This is a genomic window from Nostoc sp. DedQUE07 (assembly GCF_034530975.2).
Taxonomy (GTDB): Bacteria; Cyanobacteriota; Cyanobacteriia; order Cyanobacteriales; family Nostocaceae; genus Nostoc.
The window spans coordinates 97,972-122,636 of record NZ_JAVRCC020000016.1; the positions used below are offsets into that span (position 1 = coordinate 97,972).

At 42.9% G+C, this 24,665-nt stretch carries 18 protein-coding genes and 1 tRNA gene; 8 read left to right on the forward strand and 11 right to left on the reverse strand.

From position 1 onward, the window contains the following. Positions 1 to 97: 97 nt before the first annotated feature. From RMZ95_RS15065 to RMZ95_RS15085, 5 genes are all read right to left on the reverse strand, one after another. Entirely contained in the window at positions 98 to 1,312 is a 1,215-nt protein-coding gene (locus tag RMZ95_RS15065; protein WP_322682548.1) for an ATP phosphoribosyltransferase regulatory subunit, read from the reverse strand. Beyond that, positions 1,312 to 2,265: a J domain-containing protein gene (locus RMZ95_RS15070; RefSeq protein ID WP_322682547.1), complete on the reverse strand. Its 954-nt coding sequence runs from the start codon at positions 2,263 to 2,265 to the stop codon at positions 1,312 to 1,314. Before RMZ95_RS15070 ends, RMZ95_RS15065 begins: the two co-directional genes overlap by 1 nt. A gap of 74 nt (positions 2,266 to 2,339) precedes the next feature. Beyond that, entirely contained in the window at positions 2,340 to 3,152 is an 813-nt protein-coding gene (locus tag RMZ95_RS15075) for an inositol monophosphatase family protein (protein WP_322682546.1), read from the reverse strand. A gap of 112 nt (positions 3,153 to 3,264) precedes the next feature. Next, a complete protein-coding gene (locus RMZ95_RS15080) occupies positions 3,265 to 3,810 on the reverse strand; it encodes a thermonuclease family protein (RefSeq protein ID WP_322682545.1) in 546 nt (181 codons plus the stop codon). An 81-nt stretch (positions 3,811 to 3,891) separates the two neighbouring features. Next, entirely contained in the window at positions 3,892 to 4,260 is a 369-nt protein-coding gene (locus RMZ95_RS15085; protein WP_322682544.1) for a 2Fe-2S iron-sulfur cluster-binding protein, read from the reverse strand. A 105-nt stretch (positions 4,261 to 4,365) separates the two neighbouring features. On the opposite strand from RMZ95_RS15085, the gene RMZ95_RS15090 reads away from it, so the two are divergent. Continuing rightward, positions 4,366 to 4,450: transfer RNA gene (locus tag RMZ95_RS15090), tRNA-Ser, on the forward strand. Between the two features lie 177 nt (positions 4,451 to 4,627). Here RMZ95_RS15090 and RMZ95_RS15095 read toward each other — a convergent pair. The 4 genes from RMZ95_RS15095 to RMZ95_RS15110 form a co-directional block, all read right to left on the reverse strand. Next, complete coding sequence (locus RMZ95_RS15095; protein ID WP_322682543.1) at positions 4,628 to 6,862, reverse strand: glycoside hydrolase; 2,235 nt, start codon at positions 6,860 to 6,862, stop codon at positions 4,628 to 4,630. Between the two features lie 77 nt (positions 6,863 to 6,939). Next, entirely contained in the window at positions 6,940 to 7,170 is a 231-nt protein-coding gene (locus RMZ95_RS15100) for a NifU family protein (protein ID WP_012408256.1), read from the reverse strand. A 454-nt stretch (positions 7,171 to 7,624) separates the two neighbouring features. Further along, positions 7,625 to 9,400, reverse strand: coding sequence for a sensor histidine kinase (locus RMZ95_RS15105; protein WP_322682542.1), 1,776 nt, complete (start codon positions 9,398 to 9,400; stop codon positions 7,625 to 7,627). A gap of 179 nt (positions 9,401 to 9,579) precedes the next feature. Beyond that, a complete protein-coding gene (locus RMZ95_RS15110; protein ID WP_094353260.1) occupies positions 9,580 to 9,816 on the reverse strand; it encodes a hypothetical protein in 237 nt (78 codons plus the stop codon). 627 nt (positions 9,817 to 10,443) lie between these two features. Here RMZ95_RS15110 and lepA point away from each other — a divergent pair. The 5 genes from lepA to RMZ95_RS15135 all read left to right on the forward strand — a co-directional run bounded on the left by lepA (position 10,444) and on the right by RMZ95_RS15135 (position 20,511). Continuing rightward, complete coding sequence (gene lepA / locus RMZ95_RS15115) at positions 10,444 to 12,255, forward strand: translation elongation factor 4 (protein ID WP_322669522.1); 1,812 nt, start codon at positions 10,444 to 10,446, stop codon at positions 12,253 to 12,255. 343 nt (positions 12,256 to 12,598) lie between these two features. Beyond that, a complete protein-coding gene (locus RMZ95_RS15120; protein WP_322682541.1) occupies positions 12,599 to 15,274 on the forward strand; it encodes a PAS domain S-box protein in 2,676 nt (891 codons plus the stop codon). A gap of 377 nt (positions 15,275 to 15,651) precedes the next feature. Further along, positions 15,652 to 16,839 carry a glycosyltransferase family 4 protein gene (locus tag RMZ95_RS15125; RefSeq protein WP_322682540.1) on the forward strand — a complete coding sequence of 396 codons (1,188 nt, stop codon included), beginning with the start codon at positions 15,652 to 15,654 and terminating at the stop codon, positions 16,837 to 16,839. A 425-nt stretch (positions 16,840 to 17,264) separates the two neighbouring features. Next, complete coding sequence (locus RMZ95_RS15130; RefSeq protein ID WP_322682539.1) at positions 17,265 to 19,130, forward strand: alpha-amylase family glycosyl hydrolase; 1,866 nt, start codon at positions 17,265 to 17,267, stop codon at positions 19,128 to 19,130. 331 nt (positions 19,131 to 19,461) lie between these two features. After that, positions 19,462 to 20,511, forward strand: coding sequence for a cyanophycinase (locus RMZ95_RS15135; RefSeq protein ID WP_322682538.1), 1,050 nt, complete (start codon positions 19,462 to 19,464; stop codon positions 20,509 to 20,511). A 559-nt stretch (positions 20,512 to 21,070) separates the two neighbouring features. Here RMZ95_RS15135 and RMZ95_RS15140 read toward each other — a convergent pair. After that, a complete protein-coding gene (locus RMZ95_RS15140) occupies positions 21,071 to 21,571 on the reverse strand; it encodes a hypothetical protein (RefSeq protein ID WP_322682537.1) in 501 nt (166 codons plus the stop codon). Positions 21,572 to 22,384: 813 nt separating this feature from the next. Here RMZ95_RS15140 and RMZ95_RS15145 point away from each other — a divergent pair. Then, positions 22,385 to 23,050 carry a phosphoribosyltransferase gene (locus tag RMZ95_RS15145; protein WP_322682536.1) on the forward strand — a complete coding sequence of 222 codons (666 nt, stop codon included), beginning with the start codon at positions 22,385 to 22,387 and terminating at the stop codon, positions 23,048 to 23,050. Between the two features lie 220 nt (positions 23,051 to 23,270). After that, positions 23,271 to 24,008 carry an SDR family oxidoreductase gene (locus tag RMZ95_RS15150; RefSeq protein ID WP_322682535.1) on the forward strand — a complete coding sequence of 246 codons (738 nt, stop codon included), beginning with the start codon at positions 23,271 to 23,273 and terminating at the stop codon, positions 24,006 to 24,008. A gap of 352 nt (positions 24,009 to 24,360) precedes the next feature. Here the strand turns inward: RMZ95_RS15150 and RMZ95_RS15155 are convergent, their stop codons facing one another. After that, positions 24,361 to 24,654: an ABC transporter substrate-binding protein gene (locus RMZ95_RS15155; protein ID WP_322682534.1), complete on the reverse strand. Its 294-nt coding sequence runs from the start codon at positions 24,652 to 24,654 to the stop codon at positions 24,361 to 24,363. Positions 24,655 to 24,665 lie beyond the last annotated feature (11 nt).

Genomic DNA, 24,665 nt, shown 5'->3' on the forward strand with positions numbered 1-24,665 from the left:
CTCTTTAACTCCTAACTCCTAACTCCTAACTCAGCACTCAGCACTCAGCACTCAGCACTCAGCACTCCTAATGCCCCATGCCCAATCCCCCACTCACTTAATGCAATGGTTCTATTTTTGGTGAACCATCAGCTTTGATCCAGGCAATTTGGGCAATGCGGCGATCGCTTGCATATTGGCGAATTGCCTCTGCATCTCTTCCCCCTAAGTCAATTTCTACTCGCACCAAATCAGTAGAATCTCGGAGTTTTTGTGCGTAGACAAAGGCGGCAGCGTTAGCACTAGCTGTCTCTGGTGCTACCAACCAGTCAGTCGCTGGAGTTTCTTGTGGTAATTGCTGGGTAGACAACAGAACTTGGTATAAATCTTCGATACTTAGTCCAAAACCAATTCCGGGAATGTTTTCTCCTTGAGGATGATATAGCCCCAAAAGCTGGTCATAGCGACCACCACGCCCTAAAACTCTGGTTTGGGATTCAGTATCGTTGACAACTTCAAAGACGATACCAGTATAGTAATCTATGGTTTGGATCAGGCTGAGGTCGAGGATTAACGGAAGTTTTTTCTCTGATTCTAGTAATTCTACTAGGGATTTGAGGTTATTCACTGCCTCTCGCTGTTCTTCATCTAAATCCAGACTACTAACTTTTTGCAACACGTCTGCACTTGATCCACGCAAATCCATGATGATTTGGGCGCGATCGCGCAGTTTGTCACTTAGAGGTAAATTATCTATGGTGATGCGGTCAAGATGAGCGATCGCACTGCGAACTCGATCCTGTAAATTAGCAGGAAAGGCACTCAGGAGCGATCGGGTAATTCCCGCCTCACCCAAAATTAAATGCCATCCCTGCAAACCCAGTGCTGCTAAACAATCTGCGACTAATAGCAGCACTTCCGCATTCGCCAGCAATCCACCAGCACCTAACAACTCCACCCCAGCTTGATAAAACTCTTGCTGGCGATTATGCCTACTTTCCCAAGTGCGACGAAACACATTGGCGTTGTAATACAACCGTTGGGGATAAGTAACACCAGCCATCCGAGTCACAACAGTACGAGCAATAGATGCTGTTAATTCTGGACGTAGCCCCAATTCATCATCTTCACCGTTTTGTTGTAGTTGAATCACCATTTGACGCTGGATTGCTTCCCCCGCCATCAGGGTATCCATCCGCTCCAAAGTCGAGGTGATAATCCTGTGATATCCCCAGCGATGAAACACCTGCTGTAACCGATCTTCAATCCAGCGTTTTTTCTCCACATCCAAGGGCAATAAATCCCTGGCTCCCGCTGCTGGTTGATACACCATTATTTTTTCTTCCCACCAAACAAACCACCGAACAAACCACTACCAGATTTATCTGGTTGCTTATCTCCATTATTGGGGGATGAAGTCACCTTCTGATCGCTAGGTTGTTGTCCTAAAGCCTTATCTATTTTAGGTTTCCATTGCAGAGCCGTTTCGTCAGTGGGGTCTAATTTGAGAGCGTTGTCAAAGTGGATTTTGGCCATTTTTAGCTGATTTTGCTTCAAATACACCATTGCAATTAAGCTATGACAGCGACTATTCTTTGGTTCTAGCTTCAGGGCCTCTTGCAACTCTACTTTGGCTGGGGCAAATTGGTTTTTGTCAATCAAAGATTGAGCGCGACGAATATACTGTTCTACAATCAAGTCTTCTTTTGGTGGCGCTGGTGCTGCTGCTGGTGTATTTTTTGGTGTGTTTGGCTGAGGTGTACTTGATTGGACTTTGGGTTGAGCAGGTAGCGGCGCGGCGGATGCTTTACCCGCACTCCGCATTAAATACACTAAATTCAACTCACTAGCTTGGGCAATAACTTGCAGTGCTTGTTCTAAAGAATCATATTGAGTTTGGGCTAGTTTTGCGATCGCAGTTTTATAAAAATGATCGATATTAGCTGCCTCAACTAACTGTTTAGCCAAGTCAGTATTGAGAGTTACCGAAGTCGATTCTTGTACCAGACGCTTGCCAATTTGCGACAAAATTAGAATATATTCAGTGCGAGTGCGATCGCCAGAGAGTTTTTCGTAAGCCGGGTTAACCAGCTTTGATAACAATTCGTTACCGAGATGTTTTTGAGCAGCAGTTTCAGTAAGACTACTGTCTGGGTGCAAACGGCGGGCGACTTGGAGATAGCGTTTGCGAATCTCTTTAACATCGGCATCAACTGCAACGCACAGCACTGCGTGATGATCTATGAAATCATATTTAAATAGTCCACGATCTATTTTGAAAGACATATAGAGTTTTTGCACCAAAGGAGCAGTTAGATTGCTTTTAGTGTACCCAAAGTCGTAGAGAAAGCCCCCATCTGCTACACCCAAGCTGACAGTGGTGGAACCCGTAAAAGTTCGTGACTGAGAGAGTCGTGAATATAACTATTTGTGGCAAGAATTCTACCAGACTCAATTTTGACAGCAGTACCATCGTAGGCTGTGATTCTGCCCCCGGCTTCTTGTACCAAAATTATCCCGGCAGCAATATCCCAAGGAGAAAGTCCCCGTTCCCAGTAACCATCGACACGTCCACAGGCAACATACGCCAAATCTAGCGATGCCGAACCGCTACGTCTAACTCCTTGGGTAAGATGGGTAAGATGAGTAAATTCTGCGTAGTTGTTATCAGAGGTTTCGCGGCGATCGTAGGCAAATCCTGTTACTAGTAGGCTTTTATTCAGTTCAGATGTTACTGAAACCTCGATCCGCTGACGGTTACGCGTTGCCCCTAAGCCAGCAGCAGCCCGGAATAGCTCATTGTGAAATGGGTCATAAATTACACCAACTTGGGGAACGCCATTAATTAACAGCCCGATGGAAACGGCGAAGAATGGGTATTGATGAGCGTAGTTGGTTGTGCCATCAAGAGGATCTATTGCCCAAAGGTACTCATTCTGTTGATTACCTAATTTCCCTGATTCTTCAGCGAGGATCGAGTGCTGGGGAAAGTGGCCACGCAAAATTTCTAAAATCAACTCTTCTGAAGCTTTATCAGCAGCCGTGACTAAATCACCAGGGCGTCCTTTTTCAATAATTGCATCTTCTAACTTACCCAAGTAACCTTGCAAAATAGCACCAGCAGCCAAGGCCGCTTCTGTAGCAATATCTAGAAAAATTTGTAAATTTGTCATTTGTCATTTGTCATTTGTCATTGGGCATTTATTATTGGGCATGGGGCATTGGTTTATTTCCCTTTAGTTCCTAGTTCCTAGTCCCCAATCCCCAGTCCCCAGTCCCCAGTCCTCAAAGATTTTGGCGGCGAAACTCGGCGGGAGTGAGGCGCATGGGTTTTTCTGGGTTCCAGATTCCTTGCCCCATGAGTCTAGCCCATTGTTGGGCACGTTCTAAACGCAGGTCATATTTGTGGTTAGGCGATCGCCCTACAAACATTGCATTCCCTTGTTTGACTAATTCTTCATTCAATAACACCTTATTTTTCCACACATAAGCTAGAGTTCGCCCGATTTTGTCTTTTGCTTCTAAATCAAACTCCAGCGTTACCGATTCTTCTACACCACCAATTAGATTCTCTAACTGTTCTTTTGCTGCTTCCCCCCAAGGGCGCTGTCGCAAATCTGGTGCATCAACTCCCACTAACCGCACTTGGGAAATCAAATTTGGTTGTTCAGCCATGCCCAAAACTTCCAAACTTTGCCCACTAACTACCCGCGCTACTTTCACTTGGGCTTCATTGTTTGGCAGCTGGTTCTTGCCTTGGCAACTCACCAAGAGCAATAAACAAGCCAAAATAGCTATTTTTTGCACCCACTCACCAAGACGCACAACCATCAAAAATTCTCCTATGGTCGCTGCATATACCGAGCAGAACCTCTTTCCCCCTGCCTCCTGCCCCCTGCCTTATTCAATTGTTTATTCCTCATCTAAGGGTAAACCCGCTTTAACTCTTCCCCTAGCAAAATAGCGTCCAAACTGAAGTTCGTAGACTTCATCTTCATCTTGCGTCTCCACTTCCAAGTCAGAACGGGGGTAACTCACACACAACAAGGCATAACCTTGCTGACGTAAATCTGGCGACAAGCCGATCGCTTCTGGTTGGTAAATTTCTCCTGATAACACTCTCACAGCACAAGCAGTGCAAGCCCCGTTGCGACAGGAAAACGGTAGTTCTACCCCTTGTTTTTCGCCAGTGTGCAGGATGTAGCGGTCTTCTGGCACTTGTAGGGTGTGTGTTTTGCCAGTGGCGCGATCGCGAACTTTTATTGTGTATGTACGGGACATCTGGATTTGCGTTTTCGGATTAGGACTATCAGATTTAATCTAAAATATCTTTCTTATCTTTGCATTTTCTGGGATTTTATAGTACGATCGTAACTTGTGACACCTGGAGAGGTGGCCGAGTGGTTTAAGGCGCAGACCTGGAAAGTCTGTTTAGGGAAACTTAACGGGGGTTCGAATCCCCCCCTCTCCGTTCTCAAAGCTTAGTCTAAATATATAGTTTGAATATAGCCAAATATATTTAAAACTAAAAAAATTAAATATGATTTTCAAAAATCTTTGCAACACAATGAATCATCTGTAGAGGCATACAGATGTACGCCCCTAATAGGTATTTCGTGAAATGGTATAACACCAAAAATATTAAATGTTAAGGCACCTCAATGGGAATCAAAGCATTTTCTGGCAAATAGTTGGAAAAACGCCCTTCATCTGCAAGCACCAAAATCAGACGCAGAGGATAATCTGGCGGAACTTGCAAGTCTGCCCACGGTACTGCCAACTCTAAACAACTATTTATTGCTACTTGAGCGCGACTGAAACGGGGATGCCATTGATGATTGTCTCCCGCTTCCCGAAACTGAATCGATTGCGTCAGCAAGTTAACTTCTAAAAGATGGTGGAAATGGTAATTAAGTGGGGCTGCATCTGGTACATCTGCCAAGGGAATTGGGCTGTTAACCATTGTTTTTTCTGGATAGAACCACAACAAATTCAATTCTGTTGGCAAATCCCGTCCTGGTGCAGCGCCACTTTTAAAGTCCAACCGTAAATAGAAATTTAAGTGATCGACCCCGTACCAAAGTCGCTGGATAACACTGCTGTTATGCATCGTCCCCCGCGCCCCGCCGATTTCTATGCGTCCAGCTTTGTCCCAATCTTGTTCGTCACCCTTACCATCAATGACGGGGTGAATAAACCCTTGTGGGGTGTGGTTTGCTTGTGCTGCATGGATTTCCACTGGTTGCTTGAGATAGGGCGGTATAGGTTCATTTAATGCCTTGTAAATGCCAAACAGATGTTCTCGAAACAACCGATCAAAAATGGCATCCTGATTTGAGGAGTGTCCTGCACCAAACCACCAAAACCAGTCGGAACCCTCTGCGGCATACAATGCTTCCCATGCTTCGGGGTTATTTTCTTCCGTCGCTTCGGGATGACTTGCAAGCATTTTCCTTGCTTCTGTCAAGTAATCCCAAGCACGATTTTTGGCGGGATCGCCGATCCAGGTGGTGAAACTGCCATCTACCCAAGAACCGCTATGTAGTTGCCCTCCGGGAATAGTGGCTGTGGCTGGAAATTCTTCCAGAAATTCGGAGACAGTAACGAGTTTGAGGTGGGGTTCATCGCTCAAACTTTGATATAAAGCTTCTAAGAATGGTTTGCCATCTTGGGAATAAAATTCCCAGCAATTTTCTCCATCTAAGGCGATGGTAACTAGCCAAGGTTGTTCGCTATGACTATCTCTTTGCTTTTTAGCGATCGCTTGCAAATGTCCCACTAAATCTGCTGCTGCCTTTTTTGCAGGCATTGCACCATAAGTAAAACCAATCAAGTCTGATAATCTGTGGTCGCGAAACACAATTGACAAGTCACCCTCGGCGGTTTGCAGGCGATAGGGTCGATACAACAATTCTGGTTGCTCCACATTCCCCGCCCCATCCCGATGAAAAAGGTGTTTCAGCGTCCACCCTAAGACGGCTTCATCTGAGCATATCCACTTATATCCTTGGTTAATAATATCTGGAAGTATTGCTGGACTTACTGATTGTTCTGAAGGCCATAAACCACGAGGTATCTGCCCAAAGCGGTCTTTATATAAGTCCCAAGCTTTCCGCAAGTGGCGGGGGATATCTTCTGCCCATTGAAAGCGTTGCTTCGGTAGTGTCATATTGGGCACAGCTACCCGACCGGAGTTAGTATCAGCTAGCAACGGTAAAATCGGGTGAGTATAAGGCGTGGTGGTAACTTCTAGCTGCCCCGCTTCCTGCATTTTCCGATGTTGGGGGATAATCCGGCTCAAGATTTCTCGCTGTTTGGAATAAATGCGCTGGCGATCGCTTAAAGTAAAATTCCGTCCCTGTTTTAACCAAGCAGCAATTTCCGGGTCATCCCAAAACAGCGGATCGATCCAAGCCAAATTGTGCCAAGCTAGCAAATCACCATAATCTGGCAATTCCCAATTTGCTAAACACCAAGCTTGCCCCTTATCCTGCCTTTGCTGGTACAACTCGGCATAGCGGGGATGCGGATCGATCAGGGTATGGTGATTAGCATCAAAAAAGTGTTGGATAATAAATTCGCGCTGTTGCTGGGTAAGTTGCTCATCCGGTGTCAAACTGGCTGTGAGATAAGGGTCAAAAGCAGTGCCAGCAATATAATCTTCGAGTTGCAATATCAGCGATGGAACTAAATTTACCGTTTGGTGTAACTTAGGATACCGCTCTAAAAGCAATACTAAATCCAGATAATCTTTAGTTCCATGCAAACGTACCCAGGGAAGACGGTACTGCTGACTCGAAGATAGCGAAACGCCGCTGCCAGGAGATTTGTACAGCGGCTGATGTTGATGCCAGATAAAAGCGATGTAGAGAGGATGGGACATAGAAATAGTTAGGAGTTAAGAATAAGGAGTTAGGAGTTGATTCAAACTCATAACTCCTAACTTCTAACTCCTAACTTTTACACCACTTGCTCAATTTCTGCAATTTCGGGAATCATTTCCTTGAGGCGGCGCTCAATACCCATTCTCAGGGTCATTGCAGAACTGGGGCAAGAACCACACGCACCTTGCAGGCGCAGTTTTACAACAGGCCCATCGAGTTCTACTAGTTCCACATTGCCGCCATCAGACATGAGATAAGGGCGCATTTCATCTAAGACTGTTTCAACGTTGTCAATTGTGAGTTCCATAGTTTAGACCTGCTAAGTTAATGATGGACATTGGGGATGGGGGATTGGGCATGGGGCATGGGGCATTAATGATCTCTGTGCCAGATGCGCGGTTACTCATTAACCATTATCCAAAATTTTATTTTTCAGCTTTGTTAAATCGATCCTAAATCTAATTGCCGCTAGATTGTCAGGTGTCAGTTTTTAATAACTTTTGACTAAACCACTGATGATTTTAGCAACTTGATATTAGATTAGCTGAACAATTTGTCGTGCAAGCCCTCCTACTCTACTTTAGCGGTTAAAGTCCTGAAGAGAACGCCAGGAGGTGACGGATAAGGAAGGTTTTTTCCCAATCCCCATGCCCAATATGGTTATTAAATAATAATTACTAAAAAACTTTCAAGTTTAAAACTCAAAACCCAGTACTGGTAATCTTCCAAATGACTAATGACCAATGACTAATGACTAATGACTAACATTCAGCACTACTTGTTGAGTCGCTATCATTAGACGAAACCATGACTGGTTGTTGATATAGTGGCACGGTGAATGTGACTGTTGAACCAAGTCCTTCGCCCAAACTATAAAAATGTACCTCACCGCCCATTGCCTCCACTAGCTTTTGGGATATTGCCAGTCCCAAACCTGTGCCGCCGTACTGGCGAGTCCGGGAACCATCCACCTGAGAGAATAATTGAAACAATTTATCTTGTTTATCTAAGGAAACACCAATACCAGTGTCTGCCACACGTACTCTCACCATGCCAGGAAATTGCTGCTCTTGAAAGTTCACCTGAAAATTCGCCTTTTTGAGTACTAAATCAGCGCTGACAGTGACGCCACCCTCATGAGTAAATTTAATGGCATTACCTACCAAATTGAGCATCACTTGTAGCAACCGTTGGTAGTTGCTTTGGACAATGATTTCATCAGAGGTAGCAGGCATTTGCATCTGAAAGCTGAGGTTTCTCATTTCTGCTTGGGGACGCATGAAACCTTCTACATGACTGAATAGCTCATCTAGCTTGACTGGAGCGTAAGCTAGCTCCATTTTACCAGCTTCGATTTTGGCAATGTCCAAAATATCGTTGATGATATTCAGCAGATGTATCGATAAGTGGTGAGCTTCTGCTAAAAACTGATTTTGTTCTTCTGGATCGTCTGCCATCCCTTCCAAAATCAGCTTCAAAAAGCCAATCATACCGTTAAGGGGGGTACGAATTTCATGGGATACATTAGCTAGAAACTCACTTTTGAGGCGGGAAGCTTCTTCGGCTTTTTGACGCGCTATTTCTAATTCTTCATATAAAGTAGCATGAGCGATCGCAGTTCCCAATTGATCTGCTGCTTCTTTTGCCAGTTCTAATTCCGATTCTGTTAATGTATAGCATTCATCCTGCCAATTCAAGGCAACCAATCCATTGGCTTGGTCTTGATAGCAAGTCGCAACTACTAAAGTTTTCTGCCGCCCAGACTCTTTGTATCCAGGCACTTCCATCGTAACTGGTTCTAGGGTTGCCAAGGCTTGAGCAAAGGCAGGCTCAGAAGCTATATCTATGTCCAAGCCAAGCATTGATTTGAGTTCTGGCTGGCGATACTCAGCCTTCACCTGCACTTTTGAGCTTGAGGGCTGATAAGGACAAATAATGCAGCGTTCTAGCCGCAGTGCTTTCCCCAAACTGTCAACTGTTTGCTGCCAAATAATATCTAAATCTAATGTCCGGCGAATATTTCTGGTAATGCGATTTACCAATTTTTGGTGTTGCTGCGATCGCAAAGCCAACTCTATTTGTGTGGGCGTTTTTGATGCCACGCGCGCTTGTTTTTTGTTGAGTGTCGCTTGTATTAAGCGTCCCATCACTAAAACGGTAGTGGCAGTGGTTCCCAAACTCGGCATAATCGGACTGATCGCTAAGTCCAACTCAAATAATTCTTTCTGATAGCTAAACCAACATTGAAACCTTTCTGGCACCAAACTTGTCAAAATTCGGTGCAATCGTTCCAAATAACTAACCTTATCCACTGGGGCAAAGGTTTGAGTCTGGTTCAGCTCGTCAACTATTTTTTCAGTATTTAACCCCAGGAGTTCGCTGTACTGCCAACAAAAGGTCAGATAGCGCCCTGCCCCATCTTGCGTATAAACTAACTCGGCTCCTAGAGTTGGTAATGAGCCATCAGTCTTACTGGTAATAGATTCCAGATTTTGGGAAAATACATTTGACAATTGGGAATTGGCAGTAATAGTCATTAATTGAGTTGGATAGACAAAGGGTATCCGACCGTAATTTTACTAAAGCCGCTGAAATTTATACATAAATTTTTACAGCTTTTTTGTGTTTGATGGGGTATTTTTTATTGTTCTGAAAACCAGATTGGCAAACTTTACTTTTTTTAACTTGCATTGACAGTTAAATAATGGCAATGGCGTTAATCGTTCCATTCACCGCGAGGAGGAACAGGAGTACGCACAGGCGTACGCGTTAGTTCGTCATCTCTGAGGAGTTCACCCCGTAACCACTGGCGAATCGCCACCTCAATTACTTTACTTGGGTCATTGGTGAGATGCTGAATTTGCTCTAGTAACTCGGAGTCTAGGCGGACAGCAATTTCTACCTTATCGGCTGGTGTATTTTCCGCTTTGGTAGTTTTCTCTCTCATATTCATAGGTTTATATACTCTGAATTCTTTGAATTGGTTTTGTCTAAAGCTTTGTAAAGTAGTTATATTCATTATTTGGGCTAATTCGCTGAAAAATTTTCAAGGGCACAGTTCAATAATTCCCTGAAATAGCACCAAAGTAACAGCTTTAAGTTTTAAATCGCATTTTTCATATAACTGACTAGACAATGGCTTTATAAATTTTGCTGATAAATCAGCGATTACGGGCAATTAGCAGTCGCAATTGCCCACGATCTCGACACGATCCCTAGATGTACTTATTTACATTTATTGTACGCTCCTAACTGTTGAATACTAGCAGCGACAAATAGACCTTCATAATATTCTTAAATGTCCACCTATTTAGATCGAAAGTTCAAGATGGGGTGAAGAGGGGACTGGGGATTGGGGACTGGGAACTGGGGACTGGGAACTGGGAAATAATTTTTCTACTATCCAATCCCCAGTCCCCAAAACCCAAAACCCAATACCCAAAACCCAATACCCAATACCCAATACCCAGTCCCCAGTCCCCAGTCCCCAGTAAAAGCAGCGTCTTGGCAAAGAAAGCATTAAAATACATTAAGTAAATTGCCCTTTTAACTTTGGTTGCTGCTAAGGCAAAGATAGTATATGACTGACGTTCCCGCAGTTCGCATTCGCAATTTTTGTATTATTGCTCACATCGACCACGGGAAATCAACCCTCGCCGATCGCTTACTACAAGCTACTGGCACTGTTGAAGACCGACAGATGAAGGAACAGTTTCTCGACAATATGGATTTGGAACGGGAGCGCGGCATTACGATTAAGCTGCAAGCTGCCCGGATGAACTACACAGCTAAGGATGGTCAGCAGTATGTGCTGAACTTGATTGATACTCCGGGGCATGTGGATTTCTCTTATGAAGTCTCCCGCTCTCTTGTTGCTTGTGAAGGAGCGCTATTGGTAGTAGATGCGTCCCAAGGTGTGGAAGCGCAAACTTTGGCTAATGTATATTTAGCGTTAGAGAATAACCTGGAAATTATCCCGGTTTTGAATAAAATTGATTTGCCGGGGGCTGAACCAGAACGGGTAATTGGCGAAATTGAAGAAATTATCGGTCTAGATTGCAGTGGGGCAATTCTAGCCTCTGCTAAAGAAGGAATTGGGATTGATGAGATTTTAGAAGCAGTTGTCGAGCGGATACCGCCACCGCCAAATACGATAAATGAACGCTTACGAGCGTTAATTTTTGATAGCTATTACGACAGTTACCGGGGAGTAATTGTGTATTTCCGGGTGATGGATGGCACCGTGAAAAAAGGCGATCGCATCCATTTAATGGCATCGGGTAAAGAATTTGAAATTGATGAGTTAGGCGTTCTTTCTCCGACTCAAAAGCAAGTTGATGAACTGCACGCTGGGGAAGTAGGCTATTTGGGAGCGGCAATTAAAGCTGTAGCTGATGCACGGGTAGGAGACACAATTACCCTTAGTAAGGCGAAAGCGGAAGCACCCTTACCAGGTTACGCAGAAGCGAACCCGATGGTTTTTTGTGGGATGTTCCCCATTGATGCCGATCAATTTGAAGATTTGCGGGAAGCCTTGGAAAAGCTGGAACTCAACGATGCAGCGCTGCATTACGAACCAGAAACTTCGAGCGCGATGGGGTTTGGTTTCCGTTGCGGGTTCTTGGGTTTGCTGCACATGGAAATTGTCCAAGAACGTCTAGAGCGGGAGTATAACCTGGATTTAATCATTACAGCCCCCTCGGTGGTTTATAAGGTGATTACCATCAAAGGTGAGGAACTGTACATCGATAATCCTAGCCGTTTACCTTCTCCCAACGATCGCGAAAGAATTGAAGAACCCTACGTCCAAGTAGAGATGATTACCCCGGAAACTTATGTTGGCACCTTGATGGAGTTGTCACAAAATCGTCGGGGCATCTTCAAAGATATGAAATATCTTGCCCAAGGACGAACCACCCTCACTTATGAGCTACCCTTGGCGGAAGTTGTAACTGACTTTTTTGACCAGATGAAATCGCGATCGCGCGGTTACGCCAGTATGGAATATCACATCATTGGCTACCGTGAAAATCCTTTGGTGAAGCTGGATATCATGATTAACGGCGATCCCGTCGATTCCTTGGCGATGATTGTGCATCGAGATAAAGCTTACAACGTCGGGCGGGCAATGGCCGAAAAACTCAAGGAACTAATTCCCCGCCATCAATTCAAAGTGCCAATTCAGGCATCTATTGGCAGTAAAGTTATTGCCAGCGAACACATCCCTGCTTTGCGTAAAGATGTGTTAGCCAAATGCTACGGTGGTGACATCAGTCGCAAGAAAAAACTTTTGCAGAAGCAAGCAAAAGGTAAAAAGCGGATGAAATCTGTAGGTACTGTAGATGTACCCCAGGAAGCCTTTATGGCAGTACTGCGCTTGGATCAAAGCTAATTTAAGAGTGTTTATCCAAAAACAATTGGCTACTTGCGCCTACATCTCAACCGGAAAAAACATACAGCAGAATTCAGGAGAAAAATACCCTCAATACGCTTCGGTTAAAGGGGAAAGGGTAAAGGGGAAAGGTTTTGAATACATCCTTTACCCGCAAACCCATTCCCCAGACCACAAGGAAAGTGAAAAATTCCAGCATCTTTTCAGAAATAGTGGTAACTTGCTGTTGGTATATTTTCTAAGGTAGTGGTAAATATATAGTGATAGCAAAGACTGTAAACCCTTACTATATAAGGACTGACAAGATAAAAATCACTACTTTTATACCACTACCCAAAATATCATGAGTCGCAAGCAGGCCCAAGAAAAGCTCTCTGAGGTAGAGCGAAAATATCGCACTCTCGTAGAACAAATTCCGGGCGTTGTATATATCTCACCGATTAATACCACTGCAAATGAAGCTTATATTAGTCCGCAACTGCAACAATTATTGGGCATTGCTCCCGAAGATTGGAATCCTGGTTTATTCAATAGTTGGTTAGATTACACTCATCCAAACGATCGCGATCGCCTTTGGCAAGCTGTAAACACTACAATCGCTACCGGAGAGCCTTTGAGGATTGAGTATCGGATGATTAGGCGCGATGGCAGAACAATTTGGGTACGAAACCAAGCCAATCTCGTTTTTTGTGCCGATGGACAAACTCAGCTTCTTCAGGGTTTAGTATTGGATATTAGCGATGTCTATGACGAATTTTGTTTACGCAAACAAGCACAAGAGAGCGAAGAACTTTATCGTACCATCCTCGAAGACCAAACAGAATTGATTGCTAGAGGCTTACCAGATGGCACTTTTACCTTTATCAATGAAGCTTACCGTCGATTTTTTGGACTGGAGCGAGACAAAATTATCGGTCAGCACTACAAACCTGTTGTGTTTGAGGAAGACCAAGAACGTGTTTTTAGTCTGGTAAATTCCATTAGCTTAGAAAATCCGGTTATCACAATTGAAAATCGCGTTGTAGCTTGCCAAGGAGTGCGGTGGGCGCAGTGGATTGTTCGAGGGATATTTGATGACCAAGGTGCGATTGTAGAACTTCAATCTGTTGGACGAGATATTACCGATCGCAAACTGGTAGAACAAGCTTTAAGTGAAAATGAACAAAAATTCCGGGCGATTTTCAATCAAACCATTCAGTTTATCGGATTGCTTCAGCCGAATGGAATTGTATTAGAAGCCAACCAAACAGCACTAGACTTTGCTGGGATTAATCGAGAAGAAGTAGTTGGCAAGCCTTTTTGGGAAGCAAAGTGGTGGACAATTTCTCTAAATACTCAAGAGCAATTAAAAACTGCGATCGCAGCTGCTGCTAAGGGTGAATCTATTCGCTATGAAGTTGAGATTTTAGGTCGAGATGGTCAAGCGATCGCGATTGATTTCTCACTGCGTCCTATACTCGATCGAACCGGGCATATCACCCTACTGCTCTCAGAAGGACGAGATATTACTGAATATAAAGTCGCGCTTCAGGAACGCCACAAAGCTGAAGAGGCATTGCGCTCCAGTCAAGACTTTCTGCAAAAGGTTGCTAATACTATACCGCATATTTTGTATTTGTTTGACCTTTTACAAGGAACAAGTATCTATCTTAATCAGAAAAGTGTGGCTATTTTAGGCTACTCTCCAGAGGAATTTTGTAACGCAGATCCGCAGTGGCTAATGAATTGCTTTCATCCAGACGATCGATACCTCTGCTATGACATACCGAATCGCTTTGTCAACCTGAACGACAATGAAGTACTTTCCACTGAATACCGATTCCGACACAAAAATGGAGAGTGGCGTTGGCTAAATACACGAGAAGTCGTATTTGCCAGAGATGCTAACGGCACTCCAACGCAGATTCTTGGCTCGGTAGAAGACATTAGCACTCGTAAAGAAGCTGAAGTGATGTTGCGACAGCAAGCAGAGGGAGAACGGTTAATTACTGAAGTCACTCAACAGATTCGGCAATCACTGAATTTGGAGGAGGTTCTGAATACAACAGTAAATAGTATTCGCCAGTGTTTAGGTTCAGATTCCGTAGCTATCTACCAGTTACAATCTGACGGAAGTGGGAATTTTGCGGCAAAATCAGTGGGTGATAACTATCCTCAGAGATTAGAACTGACAATGCACCCATTTTCGCTCAAACAAGATTTTAGCGACTATTACCAGGGATTACCTAAAGTCTTCCATAATATTCAGGAATCTGATTTTTCAGCCGAGGTTTTTGAGTTATTACAACTCTATCGAGTTAAAGCGGCTATAATAGTGCCGATTTTGAATGAAGAGCATCTCTGGGGTTTACTCATTGTTCACCAGTGTACCGCACCTCGTTATTGGCAAGCGTTTGAAGTGAATTTGTTGCAGCAATTGGCTAGTCAAGTAGCGATCGCTATTCATCAATCAGTACTTTACCAGCAAGTGCAAGCTGCCAATGAAGAATTACAAAGATTAGCTACTTTAGATGGTTTGACTCAAATAGCCAATCGCCGCCGATTCGATCAATATCTGGAATCTGAGTGGCAACGACTCAAACGCGAGCAACTTTCACTATCTTTAATTTTGTTAGATGTCGATTTTTTTAAACTCTACAATGACACTTATGGTCATTTAGGAGGGGATGATTGTTTGCGACAATTAGCAAGTGCCCTCAAAAATATTGTTAAGCGTCCAGCCGATTTAGTCGCTCGTTACGGTGGAGAAGAATTTGCTATCATTTTGCCTAATACAGAGATTCAAGGAGCAATCTATGTAGCTCAAACTATTCGACAAGCAGTGCGCGACTTAGCCATTCCCCATGCTCAGTCTCGCGTGTGCGATCGTGTTACCGTTAGTCTAGGTGTTGTTAGCATTGTGCCAAATTCCGAAATTTCGCCGCCAGACTTGATTAATGCAGCAGACAAAGCACTTTATGTAGCCAAACAGCAAGGACGCGATCGAGTTCATGCCGTTTCCGTCGTTATCCCTTCTTGATACCTGACTTGGGAAACGGGTACTCAATTAAGAAAAGGCAGGAGGCAGTAGGCAGAAGGCAGGAGGAAAGAAGTATGAATGAAAACTTTAGTTCTGGATCTAGAGCCGCAGTTTAAAAATAAGATTTGTATTAAGACCTACTCTTCCGTAATCAAAAGCGTCCATACCCTAAGTGATGTATTTGCGCGTAGGTTTCTCCTACCCTCTGCCCCCTGTCTTACTTCCTATCCTTAGCCTACACAATTGATAACCTTTAACAAAATCACTGTTAAAAAATCTAAAAATTTTAGTAAAAGTACTCACTGCATTCGCCAGACTTGTATTTTTAGGTAAATGTAGTTTGTTAGATATTTATAAAGTGTTGGGGAGTCTAGTAGATGAAGATACTGGTACTGAGTTGGGAGTTTCCACCAAGGATTATTGGAGGAATTGCACGACATGTGGCGGAGTTGTACCCGGAGCTGGTAAAGCTAGGACATGAAATTCACCTGATTACAGCTGAGTTTGGTCACGCATCGATGTATGAGGTTGTTGAAGGAGTAAAGATACATCGAGTGCCAGTGGCATACAGTAACGACTTTTTCCACTGGGTAGTGAATCTCAACTTGAGTATGGGAGATCACGGTGGTAAATTGATTTTAGAAGAAGGGCCCTTTGATTTAATTCATGCCCATGATTGGTTAGTCGGAGATGCGGCGATCGCTCTCAAGCATAATTTTAAAATACCACTAATTGCCACAATTCATGCTACTGAATACGGACGCTATAACGGGATTCACACAGATATCCAAGGTTATATAAATGGCAAAGAAACCTTGCTAGCTTACAATGCTTGGCGGATTATTGTTTGTAGCGACTATATGCGCCAAGAAGTAGAACGAGCGCTCTACAGTCCTTGGGACAAAATTGATGTCATTTATAACGGTATCCGAGCCGAAAAGAAACAGCATCACATCGATTTTCATGCTCTGGATTTTCGCCGCCAATTTGCCGCAGACGAAGAGAAAATAGTTTATTACCTCGGTCGGATGACCTACGAAAAAGGTGTGCCGATATTACTTAATGCTGCACCCAAAATCCTTTCAGAAATGGGAGGTAACGTGAAATTTGTAATCGTTGGTGGCGGCAATACTGACCATCTCAAGCGCCAAGCCTGGGATTTAGGCATTTGGCATCATTGCTATTTTACCGGTTTTCTCTCCGATGAATACTTAGATAAATTTCAAACTGTCGCAGACTGTGCAGTTTTTCCGAGTCTTTACGAACCCTTTGGGATCGTAGCTTTAGAAAGCTTTGCTTCTCGTGTACCCGTAGTAGTTTCTGATACTGGTGGTTTTCCTGAAGTGGTGCAACATACCAAAACAGGCATTGTCACTTGGGTGAACAATCCCGATTCTTTAGCTTGGGGAATTTTGGAAGTGTTGAAAAATCCAGATTATCGCCAATGGCTGGTGGATAACGCTTATGAGGATTTAGAGCGCCGCTTTAGCTGGCCGAAATTAGCCAAGCAAACCGAGCAAGTATATCAGCAAGTCGTACAAGAGCGATCGCAAATACCGTGGTAATATAGCTCCCCGATTTCTTCAAGAAGTTGGGGATCTAAAATTTTATTTGAACTTGCATAAATCCTTAATCAACCTTTGATAAGTTTATAGCTGGTACTGCTGCAATTTCTGGAGTAGTGCAAATTTAATCTGGTTTTAGATATTACAGCATAGTTCAAGTTGGTAAGGTACACAAGCTAAATCTGTTACTCAGGTATAAAGCATGTTTTACTCCTGAATTATGCTGTATTTTTAGAATTCCGAAATCAGTAATATCATGTCCGCTTGATTGCTTATTAAACTCGAAGAACCCCACCCCGCCAAAGCTGTGCTTTGTCTCCCCTCCCCGCAGGCGGGGAGGGGTTGGGGGTGGGGTTCTTTTATTATGGGTAATTTGGCGGACATGATATAACACGAGAAAAAGCTAATTCATCAAGGATGACTATATGAAACTGCTTCCTTTGGATAAACTAGGAGCTAGAGAAGCCAACGGTATTGTTGATTTTGGACTATTTCTACCTTGGGTTTCTCAAAAGGATGGAAATCGGCTAATAATTAAAATTATCCACGAAAAAGATCAATTTCTCCAAGATATTCAACCCTTAGAATTTGAACTCAAGCATTCTATCGACTCAGAGTATGGTGATTATTGGTCAACTCAAATAGATATCAAAACTCAATCAAAACCCAGTGCCAAATCTGCATGGGGAGAACCAGGTAGATATGTTTACCGCTATTGCTTACAAAATCCCAATCGGGGAGAAATAGATTGGATTATTGACCCTTTTGCCAGAGAATTTGGTGTAGGTAAATTATCCGCTTTCACGCTTGGCTATCAACAATATGAGTGGAGCCAGAAGGAAAAAACTTGGAAAACTCCAAACTTAAAAGATATTGTTCTCTACGAATTGATGATTGATGAATTCGGCGGCAATATTGATGGGACAATTGAAAAACTCGCCTATCTAGCAGATTTGGGAGTTAATTGTCTGGAAATCATGCCACTTTCCAATGTAGCCTTAACAGTAGATTGGGGTTTTTTACCAATTGGCTATTTTGGTGTAGATGAACGATTTGGTAAAAGAAAAGATTTACAAGGTTTAATTGATGCGGCACACCAAAACAACATTGCTGTAATTGTAGATGCCGTTTATGGTCACACTGGTGATAGTTTTCCATACTCTTATGTTTACAGAAAACTAGGGTATCGTGAGAATCCTTTTATGGGGACATTTGCTAAAGATTATTTTGGCGAAAGTACAGACTATAATCGCAAGTTTACCCAAGACTTTTTCTATACAGTCAATTATCACTGGCTAGATGTTTATCATGTCGATGGTTTTCGCTATGACTGCGTACCCAATTATTGGGATGGTTCTACAGGAGTTGGTTACGCTAACTTAGTTTTTAACACTTACAAAACAGTCAAACAAAAGAGACAAGCTGGCGAGTATTGGCAGAGATTCTTTAACAATGACACAAACGATGACACGATCAATTTGATTCAGTGTGCGGAACAATTAGAAGGGCCAAAGGAGATTCTCGAACAAACTTATACCAACTCTACTTGGCAAAATGAAACGTTTGGTGCAGCTGAAAGTGTAGCTCGTGGAAATAAAGGTGATTTAGCTAATCTTGGCTTTAAACTTGGTCTAGATGGCTATCCTTCAGAGATTACAAACAATGGTGACAAAATTGCTAAAACAGCACTGCAATATATAGAAAATCATGACCACTCCCGCTTTGTTTGTAACTTTGATACGATCGCCCGCGATAATGATTTATTAAAAGAAGGTAATCGTGACTTATGGTATAAAGTCCAGCCTTACCTAATTGGGATTTTCACTGGTAAAGGGATTCCGCTACTGTGGCAAGGTCAGGAATTTGGTGAAAACTATTTCCTGCCAGAACAAGGTTTTGGTAGAGTGATGTTGCTTCGACCTGTACGATGGGATTATTTTTATGACCCCATTGGTAAGAGCGTACTTTCCTTAGTACGCAAATTGATTAAACTGCGTAGTCAGCAACCGCAGTTTACGGAAGGCGACCATTTCTTTTACAACGATTATGACCGCTATCATTCCAAAAATGTGCTGCTATTCTCGCGCAAACATGGTAACAAGTTTAGCCTAGTAGCACTTAACTTTAGCGATCGCGATCGAGATGTACCCTTCTGGTTCCCAATTGCTGGCAATTATCAGGAAGAACTAAATGGTGAAAACAATTTAATCGACGTTCCCAGTTATTCAGAATATTGGGTAACTATTCCCAGTAACTACGGAAGGATCTGGACAGTGACAACCAATACCTAATCTATTTTAGGTTCGATCTGGTCAGAATTAAACGCTACAAGCAATGTAGAGATTTTTGCACAGTAACGCAGAGAATTAACGATCGCTCTGCGTTATTTTGCGTTAACAAACAGTACAAGACCTGTACGCTGGAAATTCTACCCGATCTAGTGCCACAGTTAAGCTAGTGCGCGTCTAAATTGCACATTTTTCGTTAAGACTGTCCTAAGTCAATTGGTTATTCACAACAACTGATAAATGACTAATGACAAAAGACAAATTTCACGAATAAAGAAGCAATTAAAATGCGTCACAGCCTAGCAATAATTGCAGTTTGCTCTAGAAGTTTAGTATGACAAAGGCATTCCCAAGCATAGCAAGGCGCTTGAAAAGTACAGGAATCAAGTTGTTGAAGATGGGAACCTTCCTAATAACCCGTTTTATTGCAAGCTGGAAACGCTTCTTCCTGGGTGATACTGTTGATGTTCGCCCCTCCACCCCTCCCTCCTTTGATGTCCGTCCCTCCTTAGCGGGCCCAGTCCTGAGTTTGGGTGGAGGAGGCCCCGATGTCGATGATGCTATCCAGTGGATGATTAACCAAGTTAGGGGAGGTAGTAACTCCAGCACTAAAGTTAATGTTGTAGTTCTTCGCACTAATGGTAATCACGATTACAATCGGCTAATTTATGCCATGAAGGGCGTAAATTTTGTGGAAACTCTTCTGGTTCGGGATAGACAAGAGGCAAATAAAGCTGAGATTTATGAAAAAATCCGAAATGCTGATGTAGTTTTCTTTGCTGGCGGGGATCAATGTCAATATATCCGCAACTGGAAAGATACCAAGCTTGAGGCTGCCGTTAAGTCAGTTTACCTTAAGGGAGGTGGTATTGGTGGCACTAGTGCGGGTGCAATGATCCAAAGTGATTGTGTCTATGATGCTTGCGCTTCTTCCGAAAAAGGCATTGAAACTAGAGACGCACTCGAAGATCCCTACCGAGACATTACTTTTACTTACAACTTTTTCAATTGGAGTAATTTGAAGGGAACTATCGTAGATACACACTTCGACAGACGGGAAAGAATGGGTCGAATTATGACTTTCATTGCCCGTCAAATTAAGGATGGTGTATCTAGCAGTGTTTTAGGTATAGCGGTTAGTGAAAGTACGTCGGTTCTTGTGGATAAAAACGGTTTGGTGAAAGTTATGGGTAGGGGTGCGGCATACTTTGTACTTGGCAATCATCTGCCAGAAGTATGCGAACCCCGAAAGCCTTTGACCTTTTCCAATTACAAAATTTGGAAAGTCCGCAGTGGCGACACCTTCAACTTAAGAAATAGACCAACTTCTGGGTACTATCTCAGGAGTGTCAAAAGGGGACGGATTGATTCAAATCCCTATTGAGTGGGAGGGCTGATTCAGCCTATTTCAAACAGGATTTGTCAAAATGGTTAGCGAGAAAATTGTAAGTAAGCTGTTACGCATTTAATTTGTATATTTACTCGTGAGAGTTGTCATTGGTCATTGGTCATTAGTCATTTGTATTTCAAAGGACAGATGACCAATTGACTTAGGACAGTCTGAATGCAAAAATGTACAATCTAGACGCGCATCAATTTAATCGTGAGAGTTGTTATTGGTCATTTTCCTTTTTCTCTTTAACCGAACTGTATTGCCCCAACCCTTCCCCGATGCTTTGGGCAGGGGAGGGGTTGCCTTAGCAAATGCAGGGTAGAGTTCTTTATTTTTGATTTATGCAAGAAGTCTAATTTTTAATTGTTATAACTCTTAATTTTTACTACATTCTAATTTTGAAAATAGCTTCTAGGAGCTTTTAGCTGACTTGTGTCAGAGAGGATTAAATAAAAGTAATTTTAGAAAATAATGTGACAGAACCTGAGCTTCGATTTTGCTCGGCTCAACCTAGCATATATAAGATTTTGAAAGTAATTTCGGGCAATATTTAGGCGCTGATAGGTTGTTCAGATTCAATTAACTGATTATTCGGTACATCAAATCTAATAGTACTAGCTGCCCAGTCTTTAAAATCGGGTGCTAGCCAGACTAGCTTACGCAGAATTTCATCATTGACCCACAACACCAAGGGAAACTGAAACTGTTTCCGAAACTCATCTCGCATGATATTGGTACTAATAATCAGTTGGTTAATTGCCACTACAGATTCTAAGCCTCGTACCATCAAAGCTTCGGGTTGAGTAGTACCAATTTCACTTGTAATAGCTGTATATAATTTGTCATCAGTAGGGGAGAGCAAAATTTCGTGGATATCTGCTGATGAAAATTCTGTTAGCAAATGCAACACTTGCTGCTGCTTTTGAACACAGTTACAACAAGCCAATAACAGTGAAAACTGTCCGCCAGAAACCATCATCGCCCTTGCCAGTCTCTTAGTAGCTGCTGTGCTGCTAACTGTGCCGTTTTCTGAATTGGTTAAGCCGATCATGAAAAACACCCTTCTTTTGATTTTCAAGCATATTCAGTGATTCTACCCTATTAATTTTTATTCAAAAGTGTTAATTGGGTAACTTTGATGACTTTTTCTGTAATATTAAGCATTATATAACGAACAAGCAGATGGTGCATTATCTCATGTTCACAATTTAGGGAGAATGTAAAGAAAATATCAACACAAGGTCTGCAACAGGGGACACGCGAAGAATTAACAATTGCATTATCACTGGATTTTCATAGATTTTTGCCTCTGCTAACAATTAAGTAATTTTTTTAATTTAGTAGTAAAAAAAATATTCAGTAAAAGTCTAACAGTAAATGTTAGCAAGTGGCAAAAGTTATAACAGTTTTCAAATGCACCCCTACTTAAACATTAGGTTTTCCATGTCACCCTTCTTTTGCGATCGCCCTATAACTTTGCTTCACGCTAACACCAGTTATCAACAGCAGTAAACCCCCTACAGCAAGAGTTAACCGCGTCACAATGTCTTTTCAATCAGCCATTTGGGGAGGGATATTGAGTCGGGAGTAGTAAAATAGTCTCAACACAAGATGCAGAAATCTTGTTGCATTAAAGCTAACTCATCCGTTTGATAGAACTGTAGATTGAAGATGTCGCTCCGTTAGTGGAGGACAGGGAATATTTAGCTTTCTAAGATCGATTTAGAACATCTGAACTATAACAACAAGTTTGGAATTTGCTCAATTGCTACATTTTTTGAAGTTGATAGCCAATAACAAACGTACTGTAAATATTTATTTAATTTTTTGGAAACCAATTAGGAATATTTAGGAATATTACATCATGCTATTTAAAAATCGGAGGTTTGCAGGTCAAGTTTTGGCTCAAGAGTTAACCGCTTATGCTAATGACCCAGATGTTGTGGTATTAGGGCTACCAAGGGGTGGTGTACCCATTGCTTTTGAAATTGCCAAAACCTTAAATGCTCCCTTAGATGTTTTAGTGGTACGTAAATTGGGTGTGCCCGATCGAGAAGAACTAGCGATGGGAGCGATCGCTTCTGGTGGTGTGCGGATAGTCAATAAACATATTATCAACCTGGTGAAGATATCCGATGAAGTAATTGCCAAGGTGGCGCTACAAGAAGAACGGGAGTTAGAGCGGCGGGAACGGCTTTATCGCCAAAATCGCCCGTTAAGAAATTTGAAAGGACGCACAGTCATCTTGGTAGATGATGGTTTAGCAACGGGTGCAACGATGTGGGCTGCTGTTGTAACTGTACGAAAACAGCAACCCGCTCAGATTGCGATCGCTGTGCCTGTGGCTGCACCTGAAACTTGCCAAGAGTTAGAAACTGAGGTTGACGAAATCGTTTGCATCTCCAGACCCAACCCTTTCCAGAGCGTTGGTCTTTGGTACGAAAGCTTTCCTCAAACGACCGATGAAGAAGTCTGCGACTTACTCGCGAAAGCGGCAAAGAACGGTGAAGCAATACCTCTTGGTATGTAGAGAAAGATTAAGTTTATGAGATAGTCTCAACTCCCGAATTGAAGTTTTAACGGGACAGAAATCAAATGGCGTGATGATAGCGGTTCGGATTAGTGATGTTGCCGATACAAAAACGTCGATCGAGTATACAAACTAGTTGATATGGTTAAATAATGCTGAGTTCATCTGAAACAGCACCCGATGTTTCACCAGCCATACTCAATAATCCCCAAGAATAAATATGTCTGAGATTCAAAACAAAGTGGTAATTATCACCGGAGCCAGCAGTGGCTTAGGCGAGGCAACTGCCAAGCGACTTGCTGCTAGTGGAGCTAAACTGATGTTGGCTGCCAGACGCGAAGATCGGCTCAAAGATTTGGTTGGAGCGATCGCTAAATCAGGAGGAACTGCAACCTATAAAGTAACGGATGTCGCAGATAGCGCCCAAGTGGAAGCTTTAGCCAAGGAAACTTTGAGTACATACAGCCGGATTGACGTGCTAATCAATAATGCCGGATTGATGCCGCTTTCTGCCCTCGACCAAGTAAAGGTGGACGAGTGGGAGCGGATGATCGATATCAACATTAAAGGCGTTCTTTATGGAATTGCTGCCGTGTTGCCGATTATGCGTCAGCAAAAGTCTGGTCACGTCATTAACCTATCATCAGTGGCCGGACATAAAGTGTTTCCGGGAGCGGCCGTCTACTGTGCCACCAAGTACGCAGTGCGGGCGATTTCTGAGGGGCTGCGGCTAGAGTCAAATGGTGAAATCCGTTCGACTAATATCTCACCAGGAGCCGTTGCCACTGAATTGGGTAACACGATTACCGATAAAGACGCAGCAGCAGGAATTAACCAACTTTATGAAATCGCCATTGATGCAGATGCCATTGCCCGTGCGATCGCATACGCCATAGAGCAACCCAGTGATGTTGATGTGAATGAAATCATCATCCGTCCGACACGTCAAGAACTTTAAATTTAGGCTTACAGAGCAAGCATTCGGCTCAGATAGCCAGACGATATCTTGAACGCGCGAGTGAATGTACAATCTCACTAAAAAAAACTCTGTGTACCTCTGCGCTTTCCTTAGCGTCGCTTTGCGTTTAAAAACGTAACTATTTTAGGCAAAGCTGTATAAATTATCAGTGTCAGATTAATAAATCCAGTTTTGCTTAGTCTGTAAACTGTAGTGGCGTGGCAAGGCTAAAATGTTGTATTATCACTTTCTTGTGGGATGGGCTTCTAGCCCGTCCGGTGCAGGCAAGATGCCCACACCACAAGAGTTATATTTATACACTATTTTAGTCTTGACATGCCAGTAAGCTTTATCACCTATGCTCTCTAAATCTGCAATGGGCGAGAGTAGCTGTGTAGGGAACCCAAATCACCCAAGCATCGATTTCACCTCGGCAAAATCGGGGCAGCGCCTTCGATTGTGTCAAATAAACTAGTTCAATGCCACTAAAATCAAGTCCGACTTTTGCTTGCGATCGCACAAGCACATAATGGGCGTTTGAGCCTTTGTCAAAAGCGAGCTTTTTACTCTTTAGGTCGGCCAGCGTCGGAATCAGTGAATCTTCCGCTACTAGAATCTCTTCACCTTTGGAAGCAGTATAGTTCACTATACATATTT